This window comes from Rheinheimera gaetbuli (genome assembly GCF_054781935.1).
Window position 1 is genome coordinate 61,855 of record NZ_BAAGTL010000006.1, and the last position, 12,996, is coordinate 74,850.

Consider the following 12,996-nt stretch of genomic DNA (forward strand, 5'->3'; position numbering starts at 1 on the left):
CGCTACCGTTAAAAATCAAAGATATATTGCGCTAAGGTCACTACTGCCAAGGTGATAAATATAATTGCCGCAATATTCATTACCAAGCCCGCCTTTACCATATCGATAATCTTCAGTTTACCAGAAGCAAATACGATGGCGTTGGGCGGGGTAGCTACCGGCATCATAAAGGCACAACTGGCTGCGACGGCCGCTGGTATCACCAACATGGCGGCAGAGGTATCCAACGACACCGCCACCGGGCCCAGTAGAGGCAAAAATGCTGCTGCAGTGGCAGTGTTGCTGGTGATCTCAGTAAGGAAAATAATCACCGTGGTTACCAGCAAAATTAACAATAGCAAATTTATACTGCCAAGCTGGCCAATTTGACCGGCAATATAGGCGGATAAACCGGAGTTATCTATCTGGCTGGCTAATGTTAAGCCACCACCGAATAGCAATAGCACACCCCATGGCAGCTTTTGGCAATCTTCCCACTGTAAAATACGCTGGCCGGTTTTCAATGATACCGGAAGCACAAACAGTAAGGCTGCTGCAAATACAGCTATCAGGGTATCGTCCAGCTTGATACCGCTAAGCTGACTTAGCGGGTCGCGAAAAACCCAGCAAAATGCCGCGGACATAAATATTGCCAACACCAGCTTTTCAGCATTATGCATAGCGCCTAGTGCGTTGAGCTTTTTACGATACATAGTGCGGCTGTCGATTGTGGCGATTTTGTCGAGTCTGAAATGGACCTGTGTCAGCCAAAACCAGCACACCAATAATAAACTTACTGACAGAGGCACGCCGAACAGCATCCAGTCACTGAAACTGAGCTGCAACTGATAACTACGCTCCAGATATGCTGCTAATAAGGCATTTGGCGGAGTACCTATTAGCGTAGCAACACCACCGATACTGGCGGCATAAGCAATTGACAACAAAATTGCTTTGCCAAAGTTATCGTTACTGACACCTTGCTCTTGTTGCATGGCGATAATTGATAAGCCAATCGGCAACATCATAACAGCGGTGGCAGTGTTAGACATCCACATCGATAAAAAAGCGGTAACCAGCATAATACCGGCAATTTGCTGGCTGGGTTTGTTACCCACCAACAGCATAGTTAGTAAGGCAATGCGTTTATGCAGATCCCAACGCTCCATGGCGATGGATAAAATAAAACCACCGAGAAACAAAAAAATCAGCGGATGGGCGTAGGGCGCGGTAACATTGCTAATGGTATCCAGGCCCAGCAGAGGCACTATAACAATAGGTAGCAGTGCGGTAACAGGAATTGGCACCGGCTCAGTTATCCACCATAGTGCCATCCAGGCAGTAAGGCCGCTGATTATCCAGGCACTGTCAGACATACCGCTGAAAGCAGGCTCAGTGACTAATGTCAGTAAGAATAGTAGCGGGCCTGCCAGTAAGCTTAAATAATATTGTCTTGCGGCAGCGCCAAGTTTAGTTAACCAGGACATAATGTGCTCTTGTGCGGTTAGTCATCAAAGCTATTATCTGCAGCACCTTGATCTGACGTTTTGCTGGAGGTCAATAATTGGGCTTCTAGCATACGAATTTCAATGTCATCCAGCAGACGCCATTGGCCAGGTTTTAACCCGGCGACACGGATATGCATAATGCGGGTTCGTTTAAGCGTTTGCACTTCATAGCCCAGATACTCGCACATCCGGCGGATCTGGCGGTTAAGGCCCTGGGTTAGAATAATGCTAAAGCTTTGTTTTGATTTTTGCGTTACGTTGCAGGGCAGGGTTATGGTATCGAGAATAGGCACCCCTGTGCTCATCTGACGAATAAAACGCTCGGTAATGGGTTTATTTACCGTTACCACGTATTCTTTTTCATGGGCGTTGCCAGCACGCAGGATCTTATTAACGATATCACCATCGTTAGTCAGAAAAATAAGACCTTCTGAAGGTTTATCCAGCCGGCCAATTGGAAAAATACGCTCAGAATAGCGAATAGCATCGATGATATTGCCTTGGATGTGGCGTTCGGTAGTGCAGGTAATACCAACGGGTTTATGGTAAGCCATGTAAACCCGTTTGGGTTTAGCTTTTAACGGTTTGCCGTCAATTAACACCTGATCCGCTGCACTGACTTTTAAGCCTACCGGCGCTACGGCGCCATTAACCGTTACCTGACCATTCTCAATAAATTTGTCCGCTTCACGTCGTGAGCAAAAGCCGGTATCGCTGATAAATTTATTTAATCGGTACACTAATTCTTCAGACATAGTTTAACAGTATTTCTTAGCAGTTTTTTAGTTGCTGCTAGTGTAGGGCCTGAGGGCTTTTTTCGCTACACTGTCGGCGTGTTAAATAAGCCAGAGACAGTTATGTTAGCGTTAGATAAACATTTGCCCGGTGTCAGTCGTCTGGCGCTGGGGTGCATGGGATTAGGTGGTGGTTGGGATAACAGTCCGGTAAGTGCGGAACAACTGCGTCAGGCATCTGACGCAATAGATGCGGCTATGGACAATGGTATTAATCTGTTTGACCATGCTGATATTTATACCTGCGGTAAGGCTGAACAGGTATTTGGCCAATATTTGGCAAAGGCGCCTGCCAAGCGTTCGCAGATGTTTATCCAAACTAAGTGTGCGATCCGTTTTGCTGATGAACACGCACCAGGCCGCTATGATTTCTCGCCGGGATACATTATTGCCTCGGTAGAGCAAAGTTTACGGCGTTTAAACACTGATTACATTGATTTGTTGCTGTTACACCGGCCAGATCCCCTGATGCAACCAGAACATGTCGCTGAGGCGTTTGAGCAATTAAATGCGCAGGGTAAGGTGCGTCATTTTGGCGTATCTAACATGGGCTGGGCGCAAATGCAGCTGCTGCAATCTGCATTAGCCAAGCCGCTGCTTGCGAATCAGTTACAAATGAGCCTGGCCGATATTAACTGGCTGGAAGAGAGCGTGTTAGTCGGTATGCCTGAGGGAGGCCAGCGCCATTTTGGTTACGGTACTGTGGAGTATTGTCAGCAGCATGGTGTGCAAGTACAAAGTTGGGGCAGTTTAGCCAAAGGGGTATTTAGTGGTGCGCCGCAGCAAAATGCGCAGCAAGCTGCAACCGCACAGCTAGTTGCTGATTTGTCAGAACACTACAACTGTAGCGCTGAGGCCATAGTGTTGGCCTGGCTGATGCGTCATCCAGCGGTGATACAGCCAGTAATAGGTACCATACAACCGGCACGCATTGCTGCCTGTACTGAGGCCTGTGATATTACGCTAAGCCGGGAGCACTGGTATCAGTTGTATATCAGCAGCCGGGCAGCAGTTTTGCCATAAAAACAGACCTGGCTTGCCAGGTCTGTCTCAGAGTGTTGTTACTACAAGGTGTTTATTCAGCTTTATCAGGTGTTTTTACCTGGCTGGCTTTTGTGCTGGCAGGGGTATTAAGCGAAATAACCTTAGTCTTACTAATTTTATGCCGATAGATTTCCCGCAAATATTTGATGGCTTTTTTCACGCTGTCGCGGCTTAGGCGAATATCATTTATTGAGACAAATTTGTCTTTATTATGAATGAGTTCACGGTATTTTTTCTCGTACATCGGTTTTATCGCATACCAGTTGGTATCGAGAATTTTCGCCGGGTTTTCAAATTCATGTAACATTTTGTCCAACGCAACTTCGTCGAATTCGTCAGTGCGGATGAAGTCGAGCATCGCCTTGTCCAGTTGCTCGTCAAAACGGTAATTGTCTTTTGCAAAGCAGCGTTTAATATAAGCAACAATCAGTGTTAAAAAATCATCACTTAAACAAGGGCTTTTAACAATTAACGTGGTCAGTGAAATATTAGCCGAGGCACCAATAACCAAGGCATAACGTTTCAATGTGGTATTGGGAAACAGTGAGTTTAAATGTGACTTTAACCGGTTTAAATCCATGTATGATAGTTTGTAATCTTTGGGCAGTGAAATAATAGACACTACCGACGAACAGTTTTTAAAGAAATGCAGATCTTTAAGTTCGCTGGCGTTGTATCCGTTCTTAACATATCCCGACAGTGTTTCGCGATAGCGGCTGGATTCTATTGGCAGTAAGCTAATGCCCTCTATGGCTTGAGTTACTTTGTTAAAATGCGGCAAGTCGATGGACCGGAAGAACAAATCGTCGATATTCAACCCTCCGGTCGTTTTATCGAACAGTTTTAACTTTTCGCCAGCGTTATCAGCCGGTACAACGGATTCAGCATATGCAACGGCCACCGGCCCGGCGAGGCTCATAAATAAGTCATTTGCATCTAACCTTATGGTTTCGCCTATATCGATACCGGCCCGACGGAAATAGTTTTCGTCATAATCAGTGGTAACGGCCTGAGCGGTTAAGATATTGAAAATTTGCTGCGAGATATACTGGTTGGCATATTTCTCCATCGCATTGACGTCGATATGTTGAATACCACCATCATCTGTCTCTTCGGCATAACGCATTATATCATTTGAAATCAACATCATAGCATTCCAGGGCCGAATGCGATGCATGACACTAGACTCACTGCTGTCTTCGTTTTCAAAGTTGTAAGAAAAATCCCATTCCTCTGCCAGATACTTACATAACAGCCGTCCGGCGTTGATATGTAAAGCTTCAGACATTTCAACACCATGATCAGAAATATTCGGTAATATACAAATCCCGCTGGTGAAAATAGGCTCGAATACAAACGAATGACCACGATTTTCCTCATCTTCGGCAAGGGTGCGTGTGTCAAAGGTTTTACTCATGTAGGCATACTGTTGCGCCAGGCCAAACTCAGATGCCATACCCGAGCCAGTGCCGCCACCAGCACTAAAAATATAAAAATACAATCTGGACTGGTTAGCTTTAATACCACAGGAGTCAATAAGGTAAGAATGAATAAACTTCCAATCAGCATTAGAAAAGCGCTGCGTGTCTTTATTGAGAATAATCTTCGCCAGATACTGCCCCAAAATAGGAGCATTGCCGGCACCACCAGCGTGCACTTCTGACAGATCCATAATTTTCATTTTGGTGTAATCGTGCAAAAAGCCGCTTTTCTCACCTTTATGTGAAAAACGGATCCGGCCTTCAATATCTTTGTCCAGATCGCCTAGCATCACCAATGGTTCTATTAAAAAAACCGGTTTTATGGCCTGTGAGTTAGACAGATGCAAACTGCGTTTAATCCAGCGCATTGGCCGGTATTCCTGTTCGCGTACCTGCTTCTCTTCATTGTTAAACTCGTTTAGATAAAAATTGCGTGCGTTATACACCAAAGAGGCAACATCCAGCGCAATATTAGAGCCACAGCGTCCAAGACCAATTAAGCACACCGATGGAAAGTGCTGCTGTTTTCTACTTTGAATTTCATTGTCAGGGTTAGGGGCAGGGAAGACGCTGCTGCGTAACGCATCCAAATTAGTCAGAATTTTGTTCAGATCACGTTCGGTAAAATACATATAGCGGTCGCTGGCAAAAGACGGCGTAATAGCTTGTGTTGTTGGTGACTTTCTCACCGCGCTCTTTACCACCAAATCATCCTGTGCACTGGCTTCGGGTTTTATTCTATTGTTCATCATGCTACTTCCTGTCTCTGGCGAGGCATTACTGCACTTCATTTGAGTAAGTTCAGCATTAAAAGTAGTTGCTGGATAAAATTAAGGCAATGAAGCAAGATGAAAAAACGTTATAGAGAGGCGGTGGCGCAGATGATATTGGACAATATAAAACAACAAGTTAGTAAAAGGGCTGCTGTTCCAGGCAGCCCCTTTACTTTAGCGGCTTACATGTTAGGGTAATTAGGCCCGCCGGCCCCTTCAGGGGTTACCCAGGTAATATTTTGGGCCGGATCTTTGATATCGCAGGTTTTACAGTGAATACAATTTTGAGCATTTATCTGAAACTTAGGCTCATTATTGTCATCATGCACTATTTCATATACACCAGCAGGGCAATAGCGTTGCGCCGGTTCATTATATTTAGCCAGATTAACCCGCACGGGAATGCTACTGTCTTTTAGTTTTAAATGACAAGGTTGCTCTTCTTCGTGGTTGGTATTAGATAAGTACACCGACGACAGGCGGTCGAAACTGAACACATTGTCCGGCTTGGGGTAACTTATTTGCTGTGCTTCGCTTGCCAGTTTCAGTTGCGCGTGATCCAGTCTGTCATCTTTAAGTGTAAAGGGTAACTTACCGCCGAACCAGTTTTGTTCCACCGTGTTGAATGCGCCCCCCCAAAAGGTGCCAAATTTGTGTAGCGCCGGGCCAAAGTTGCGCGAGCGATACAGTTCATCGTATAACCAGCTATTTTGTAATGCCGTCGCAAAAGCGGTTAAATCTTCGCCGCCATTACCTTGTTGCAGTGCGTTAAATAAGGTTTCCGCTGCTAACATGCCAGATTTCATTGCGGTGTGGTTACCCTTAATCTTGGCAAAGTTTAAAGTGCCGGCGTCACAACCCACTAATAAACCACCATTAAACGTCATTTTGGGCAGGCTGTTGAGGCCGCCTTTAGCAATGGCACGGGCGCCATAACTGACCCTTTTGCCTCCAGCCAGATATTGGCTGATCACCGGATGGTGCTTGTAGCGCTGAAACTCATCAAACGGACTTAAGTGTGGATTGCTGTAGTTCAAATCAACGATTAGTCCTACCACGATCTGTTGATTTTCTGCATGATACAGGTAACCGCCGCCAGTAGTGTCGCTAGCCAGCGGCCAGCCGGCAGAATGCACCACTAAACCCGGTTGATGTTTTGCGGCGGGTATATCCCAGATCTCTTTAAAGCCAAGGGCATAGTGCTGAGGTGATTTATCTTTGTCCAACTCGAAGTGCTTAATAAGTTGTTTGCCCAGATGGCCGCGACAGCCCTCTGCAAAGACGGTGTACTTAGCACGCAGTTCCATGCCTGGTACGAAGCTATCTTTGGCTTGGCCTTGTTTATCCAGGCCCATGTCGCCAATCAAAATACCTTTGACGATATTGTCTTCTATCAGCACTTCACTGGCGGCAAAACCAGGGAAAATTTCTACGCCAAGTTCTTCAGCCTGTTGTGCTAACCAACGACACAGGTTTGCGATTGAAACAATATAGTTACCACTATTGTGCATTGTTTTAGGTACGGCAAAAGAGGGTAGTTTGGTGGCGTTGTCAGCATCTTTAAACAGATATATATCATCGTGGCTAACTGCCGTTGTTACTGGCGCGCCTTGTGCTTGCCAGTCAGGAAGTAACTCATTCAGTGCCCGCGTTTCGAACACAGCGCCAGATAAGATATGTGCACCAACCTCAGAACCTTTTTCAACCACACATACGGTCAGTTCAATTGCTGTTTCGCGCGCCTGTTGCATCAGTTTTATAGCAGTGGATAGCCCGGCCGGACCTGCACCGACAATCACTACATCGAATTCCATTGATTCTCTTTCCACGCTACCGACCTCTTGGAGTTTATTATTTACAGCTATAGCTGCTTTTATCATGTTGTTTAGGGTATTGCAGGTTGACGTTAACGTCAACAGTAAGTAGATTGTGCCAAGTCAAACTATTATAGCTTTACCTTAACGTAAACCTGCGCTGATAAAGCCTGTTTGCGCAGGAAAAGAACGAGGACATTATGAAAATACTGGTGCCGGTAAAACGGGTTATTGATTACAACGTAAAGGTGCGGGTAAAAGCTGATGAAACAGCAGTTGACCTGGCTAACGTAAAAATGGCGTTAAACCCTTTTTGTGAGATCGCCATAGAAGAAGCCGTTCGGTTAAAAGAGGCCGGCACAGCGACTGAAGTTGTCGTTGTATCTATCGGCACTACGGCGGTGCAGGAGCAGTTGCGTACGGCTTTGGCACTGGGAGCAGACCGGGCCTTGCATATCGAAACCGACCTAAACCTTGATTCTTTGCAAGTTGCAAAACTATTGGCCAAAGTGGTAGGGGAAGAGCAGCCAGGTTTGGTGATTTTAGGCAAACAGGCAATAGACTCGGATAATAATCAAACAGGTCAGATGCTGGCAGCGTTAACAGGCATGGGCCAGGGTACTTTTGCTTCTGAAGTTAAAGTGAGCGCCGACAAAGTACAGGTAACCCGCGAGATTGATGGTGGCTTGCAAACAATAGAACTAACTTTACCGGCAGTAGTGTCAACAGATTTGCGCCTGAACGAGCCGCGTTATGCGTCACTGCCAAATATTATGAAAGCGAAGAAGAAACCACTTGAAACCAAGTCAGCAGATAGCTTTGGTGTCAATTTAACCTCGAATATCGCTGTGCTGAAAGTCACTGCACCGGCAGTGCGTCAGGGCGGTATTAAAGTAGAGTCAGTGGCAGAGCTGGTCGACAAGTTAAAGCATGAGGCAAAGGTGATCTAATGGCTATTTTAATAATTGCAGAGCATAACAACCAAAGTCTGAAAAGCGAGACGCATAAAGTGGTACAGGCCGCCAGCCAGATTGGTGGCGACATTACCGTGCTGGTCGCCGGTTTTAACTGCAATGCTGTTGCCGCTGAAGCAGCAGCAATCAACGGCGTTGGCAAAGTGCTGTTGGCCGAAAATATCGCTTATCAGCATCAGCTTGCAGAAAATATTGCTGCCTTAGTTGCTGAGCTGGGTAATGGTTATAGCCATATTTTGACTGCGGCGACGACAACAGGTAAAAATTTCTTGCCACGCGTTGCGGCTATGCTGGATGTGCCTCAAATTTCTGATGTTATTGCTATTGAATCGGCTGATACTTTTGTTCGGCCTATTTATGCCGGCAATGCTATTGCAACCGTTAAATCAGCTGATGCAGTAAAGGTGCTGACCATTCGCCCGTCTGCATTCCGTGCTGCTGAAACAGGCAATAATGCATCGATTGAAGCTGTGACAGCAGTTCATGACGCAGGGGTGTCGGCTTTTGTTGCCGAAGAGCTAACCAAGTCTGAGCGCCCTGAGCTAAGCGCTGCCCGCGTCGTTATCTCTGGTGGCCGTGGTATGCAAAATGGTGAAAACTTTGCGTTGTTAAATGGTATCGCCGATAAACTAGGTGCCGCTATAGGCGCGTCGCGCGCGGCAGTTGATGCCGGCTTTGTACCTAATGATATGCAAGTTGGTCAAACTGGCAAAATTGTAGCGCCTGAGCTGTATATTGCTGTGGGTATTTCCGGTGCTATTCAGCATTTGGCCGGTATGAAAGACTCCAAAGTTATTGTTGCGATCAATAAAGACGCTGAAGCGCCGATTTTCCAAATTGCTGACTATGGCCTGGTAGCCGATTTGTTTACGGTATTACCTGAGCTGGAGCAGCAACTGTAAGCAGTGCTAATTTGAATAAAGCCAGCGTCTTGCTGGCTTTTTTGCATTTAGGCTCTTGTTGTTAAAGCTCAACCCCGCTTAAGATAACTGCCTGACATTGATAAGGATGCCAATATGCCTGCTGTAATACGCCATGCTGAACCGGAAGACATTGAGGCGATAAAAGCCATATATGATCAAAGCTCTGTGTATGCCAATACGCTGCAGTTACCTTATCAGCCTGTTGCCAACTGGCAGCGATTGTATAATGCCGGCACAGGCTTTTACAATCTGGTGGCTGAAGTTGAAGGCCGTGTTATTGGTCAGCTGGGTTTGCAAGTCTGCCAGAACCCACGCCGGCGTCATGTGGCCGAGTTAGGTATGGGTGTGTCAGAACACTATCAGGGGCAGGGTATTGGCTCGGCATTACTGCGCTCAGCATTAGAGCTGTGTGATAATTGGTTAAATATACGCAGGGTAGAGCTAACGGTTTACGTTAATAATGAGGCGGCAATTGCGTTATATGAGCGTTTTGGTTTTGAAGCCGAAGCAGAGCTGACGGATTTCGCCTTTCAATATGGGCGCTATGTTAATGCACTGTGCATGGCGAGGATTACCACAGGCAATGTCTGACTAGTAAAACGGCGCCACCAGGCGCCGTCATGCTCAACTAAACCTTGTTAGTTCATATCGCTGTTTTTCTTGCATTGCGCTGTATCTACGCACTCGCCATAAAGGTATAAACTGTGATGGGTCAGTTTAATACCGTTTTTCTCAGAAATTTCCAACTGTTTCGCTTCAATGACCTCGTCTTCAAACTCAATAACTTTGCCACATTTTAAGCACACAAGATGATCATGGTGATGGCTGCCAGTGAGTTCGAACACTGATTTACCACCTTCAAAATGATGACGGGTCAAAATTCCGGCATCGTCAAATTGGTTTAATACCCGGTATACCGTGGCTAAACCGATGTCTTCACCAAGATCCAGCAGCAGCTTATATACGTCTTCAGCACTGATATGTTGGTTTTTCGGATCCTGCAGGATTTCTAAAATCTTTACCCGTGGCAGGGTAACCTTCAGGCCGGCTTTACGTAATTCGCTGTTGTGATCTGACATAATAACTCTAACTCTGGCTTATATTTGCAAAAGATTATAAAGACATTATGCCGACATTGAAATGGAAAAGCATCCCTTAAATGCAAGCATAGTCCTTGTGCTTGTTGTGTCAGTCGGTACAATACCTCGCAACAGGTCATACCAGAGAAAGCAGATGAAATGGGCATTTAAGCCGTCAGTGATGCGGCGTTTACTTAACTTTTGGCCGCCGTTTTTATTCACCGGCATTCGTGTAGCAGACCTTAGCGATGATTATCGCTACTGTAAGGTAGAGTTAAAGTCGCGTGTCTGGACGCGTAACATCAACAATAGCCAATTTGGTGGCTCGATGTTTGCGATGACCGATCCCATTTACCCGTTGATGTTGATGGGAGCCTTGGGTAAAGAGTATCTGGTATGGGACAAACAAGCCGATATTAACTTTATTAGCCCGGGCCGCGGCAAACTGATAGCTGAGTTTTGGTTGGCTGATAAAACACTTGATGCTGTTAAGGCTGCAACGGAGGATGGTAGCAAGCATTTTCCGCAGTTTTTGCTGCACATTAAAGACAGCAAAGGTCAGATAGTGTGTGAGGTAAACCGTACTGTGTATGTGCGTAAAAAAGCGCAATACCGGCCGAGCTAGATAGTTGCAAAAAACCGGCAAAATTGCCGGTTTTTAACTGGATTTACAGACCTTCGAACTCTTTTAAGCTCATTTCTTCATATATCTGTTTACACCACTGTTTAACACGTTGTTCGGTGAGCTCTGGCTGACGGTCTTCGTCAACGCCTAAGCCTACAAAGTGGTTGTCATCGGCCAGCGCTTTAGAAGCAACGAAGTTATAACCTTTGGTTGGCCAGTGTCCTACAATAATCGCGCCTTTAGGCTCAATTATGTCACGTAGTGTACCCATGGCATCAAGGAAATATTCTGCATAGTCCTCTTGATCACCACAACCAAAAATAGCCACCAGCTTGTTGCTAAAGTCGATATTGTCCAATTCTGGAAAAAAGTCGTCCCAGTCACACTGTGCTTCACCATAATACCAGGTCGGAATACCCAGTAATAATAAGTCAAAAGCCGCAATGTCTTCTTTGCTGCTTTTGGCGATATCACGCACATCAAACAAGTGCTTACCCAGTTCTTTCTGGATCATCTTGGCGATATGTTCAGTGTTGCCGGTATCACTACCGAAAAAAATGCCTACAGTTGCCATTAATCTAACCTTCTTACCTGGTTAAAACTTGTGTCAGAATACTCTCTATATACGCACTGCGAGTCATACCAGCTTTGTCTGCCTGTTGCTCTAATTTGCTATACAGCTGATCAGACAGTTTAAACTCGATGCGCTTTAAACCTTTACTGCGATCACGTTTTACCTGATTACGTTTGTTCAGCCGAAGTTGCTCTTCGCGCGGCAATGGGTTGGTTTTTGGCCGTCCCGGGCGCTTTTCCTGCGCAAACAAATCAATCGTGGTGCGATCAGTGGCAATTTTAGCCATTAATCCAAACCTTACTACTCGATAAAATAGGGCACTATGCTTTTGATAACAAACACCGCCGGCGACAGAAACAGCACTAGCCAGACAAAAAACTGCCCAAGCCTGGGTGCGTTACTTTTTTTCAGTACATCTCTTATCGCCATTACGATAAATATATATAACACGCCCAAACCAAGCCATAAGCCTAAGCTTTCAAACTGCTCTATTGACACGGCACTTTACCTGACCTGAAAAAAGTGCGCGCACTATAGCATAACTGCGGTAAAATTTTACTGCGTTAACTCAATAAAAAGTCGTTTACCAGCTTTGTAAATGCAGCGGGTTTTTCGGCATGTAACCAGTGACCTGTGCCTTGTATCACTTTGGCTTGCGCCTTTGGAAATAGCTGCATAATCTGCGCTTTGTGCTCGGGCAGTATATAGTCCGAATCACCACCTTTGATAAATAACACCGGCCCATGGTAGCAGCCTTCAAGTATCGGAGCGCCAATAAGTTGCTGATAATTACTGTATAATGCTGCCAGATTAAAGCGCCAAATAAATTTATTATCGTGTTTTACAAGGCTTTTTAGTAAAAACTGCCGCACGCCTAATTCACTGATATGCTTTGCCAACAGGGCATCGGCGTCATTGCGGTTGTTAATCGTGTTTAAGTCTACTGCATGTAAACCGGCAAAAATGCTGTTGTGCCTTGCAGGATAAGCAACGGGGGCGATATCCGCCAGGATCAGTTTGCTAACCCTTTGCGGCTGAGCAAGTGCCAAAGCCATTGCCAGTTTGCCACCCATAGAGTGGCCAAGCAGTGCCGCTGAGGTAACATTAAGACTGTCCAGGGTTTGCGCCAGATCGTCTGCCATCAGCTGATAATTCATCTCGTCGCTGTGGCCAGAGCGGCCATGATTGCGTACATCAATATTAATGACCTGATATTGCTCACTTAAGCTTCGTTCAATTACGCCAAGGTTTTCATAGCTACCAAACAGGCCATGGATCAGTACTACCGGTGCCTGGCCTGCTATAGCCTGGCCACTTATATGGTTATATAACAGCATAAAACACTCATCTGGTTACCTTTAAGTAGAGTCTACCAAATCATGTCGCTGGCGTCTGTCGGCAAGGCTTTATATAATGGTGCGACTTCTA

Annotated in this window: 15 protein-coding genes; 6 read left to right on the forward strand and 9 right to left on the reverse strand. The window is 45.8% G+C overall.

Annotation, left to right across the window (positions count from 1 at the left end; genetic code table 11):
- Positions 1-8: 8 nt before the first annotated feature.
- Positions 9-1,466: an SLC13 family permease gene (locus ACYVIC_RS05305; protein ID WP_460857925.1), complete on the reverse strand. Its 1,458-nt coding sequence runs from the start codon at positions 1,464-1,466 to the stop codon at positions 9-11.
- A gap of 17 nt (positions 1,467-1,483) precedes the next feature.
- On the reverse strand, positions 1,484-2,242 hold the full coding sequence (locus ACYVIC_RS05310) for a pseudouridine synthase (RefSeq protein ID WP_460857926.1): 759 nt from the start codon (positions 2,240-2,242) through the stop codon (positions 1,484-1,486).
- Positions 2,243-2,344: 102 nt separating this feature from the next.
- Here ACYVIC_RS05310 and ACYVIC_RS05315 point away from each other — a divergent pair, with 102 nt between their 5' ends.
- Positions 2,345-3,304, forward strand: a complete 960-nt coding sequence (locus ACYVIC_RS05315) for an aldo/keto reductase (RefSeq protein WP_460857927.1) — start codon at positions 2,345-2,347, stop codon at positions 3,302-3,304.
- A gap of 52 nt (positions 3,305-3,356) precedes the next feature.
- On the opposite strand, the gene ACYVIC_RS05320 is transcribed toward ACYVIC_RS05315, so the two are convergent.
- Positions 3,357-5,438, reverse strand: a complete 2,082-nt coding sequence (locus ACYVIC_RS05320; RefSeq protein ID WP_460858378.1) for a hypothetical protein — start codon at positions 5,436-5,438, stop codon at positions 3,357-3,359.
- 216 nt (positions 5,439-5,654) lie between these two features.
- Here ACYVIC_RS05320 and ACYVIC_RS05325 point away from each other — a divergent pair, with 216 nt between their 5' ends.
- Positions 5,655-5,777: a hypothetical protein gene (locus ACYVIC_RS05325; protein ID WP_460857928.1), complete on the forward strand. Its 123-nt coding sequence runs from the start codon at positions 5,655-5,657 to the stop codon at positions 5,775-5,777.
- On the opposite strand, the gene ACYVIC_RS05330 is transcribed toward ACYVIC_RS05325, so the two are convergent.
- Positions 5,762-7,393 carry an electron transfer flavoprotein-ubiquinone oxidoreductase gene (locus ACYVIC_RS05330; protein ID WP_460857930.1) on the reverse strand — a complete coding sequence of 544 codons (1,632 nt, stop codon included), beginning with the start codon at positions 7,391-7,393 and terminating at the stop codon, positions 5,762-5,764. The two genes, ACYVIC_RS05325 and ACYVIC_RS05330, sit on opposite strands and share 16 nt — an antisense overlap.
- A 200-nt stretch (positions 7,394-7,593) precedes the next feature.
- Between ACYVIC_RS05330 and ACYVIC_RS05335 the strand changes: the two genes are divergently transcribed.
- From ACYVIC_RS05335 to ACYVIC_RS05345, 3 genes are all read left to right on the forward strand, one after another.
- Positions 7,594-8,343, forward strand: a complete 750-nt coding sequence (locus tag ACYVIC_RS05335) for an electron transfer flavoprotein subunit beta/FixA family protein (protein WP_460857932.1) — start codon at positions 7,594-7,596, stop codon at positions 8,341-8,343.
- On the forward strand, positions 8,343-9,269 hold the full coding sequence (locus tag ACYVIC_RS05340; protein ID WP_460857934.1) for an electron transfer flavoprotein subunit alpha/FixB family protein: 927 nt from the start codon (positions 8,343-8,345) through the stop codon (positions 9,267-9,269). Before ACYVIC_RS05335 ends, ACYVIC_RS05340 begins: the two co-directional genes overlap by 1 nt.
- Positions 9,270-9,383: 114 nt before the next feature.
- Positions 9,384-9,881 carry a GNAT family N-acetyltransferase gene (locus ACYVIC_RS05345; protein ID WP_460857936.1) on the forward strand — a complete coding sequence of 166 codons (498 nt, stop codon included), beginning with the start codon at positions 9,384-9,386 and terminating at the stop codon, positions 9,879-9,881.
- A 47-nt stretch (positions 9,882-9,928) separates the two neighbouring features.
- Here the strand turns inward: ACYVIC_RS05345 and fur are convergent, their stop codons facing one another.
- Positions 9,929-10,369 carry a ferric iron uptake transcriptional regulator gene (gene fur / locus ACYVIC_RS05350; RefSeq protein WP_460857938.1) on the reverse strand — a complete coding sequence of 147 codons (441 nt, stop codon included), beginning with the start codon at positions 10,367-10,369 and terminating at the stop codon, positions 9,929-9,931.
- Between the two features lie 154 nt (positions 10,370-10,523).
- Between fur and ACYVIC_RS05355 the strand changes: the two genes are divergently transcribed.
- Entirely contained in the window at positions 10,524-10,994 is a 471-nt protein-coding gene (locus ACYVIC_RS05355) for a DUF4442 domain-containing protein (protein WP_460857941.1), read from the forward strand.
- 43 nt (positions 10,995-11,037) lie between these two features.
- Here the strand turns inward: ACYVIC_RS05355 and fldA are convergent, their stop codons facing one another.
- From fldA to ACYVIC_RS05375, 4 genes are all read right to left on the reverse strand, one after another.
- Positions 11,038-11,568 carry a flavodoxin FldA gene (fldA, locus tag ACYVIC_RS05360; protein WP_460857943.1) on the reverse strand — a complete coding sequence of 177 codons (531 nt, stop codon included), beginning with the start codon at positions 11,566-11,568 and terminating at the stop codon, positions 11,038-11,040.
- A gap of 13 nt (positions 11,569-11,581) precedes the next feature.
- Positions 11,582-11,854: a LexA regulated protein gene (gene ybfE / locus ACYVIC_RS05365; protein WP_460857945.1), complete on the reverse strand. Its 273-nt coding sequence runs from the start codon at positions 11,852-11,854 to the stop codon at positions 11,582-11,584.
- 14 nt (positions 11,855-11,868) lie between these two features.
- Positions 11,869-12,066 carry a DUF2788 domain-containing protein gene (locus tag ACYVIC_RS05370; RefSeq protein ID WP_460857947.1) on the reverse strand — a complete coding sequence of 66 codons (198 nt, stop codon included), beginning with the start codon at positions 12,064-12,066 and terminating at the stop codon, positions 11,869-11,871.
- Positions 12,067-12,131: 65 nt separating this feature from the next.
- Positions 12,132-12,905, reverse strand: coding sequence for an alpha/beta fold hydrolase (locus ACYVIC_RS05375; protein WP_460857950.1), 774 nt, complete (start codon positions 12,903-12,905; stop codon positions 12,132-12,134).
- Between the last annotated feature and the right edge of the window lie 91 nt (positions 12,906-12,996).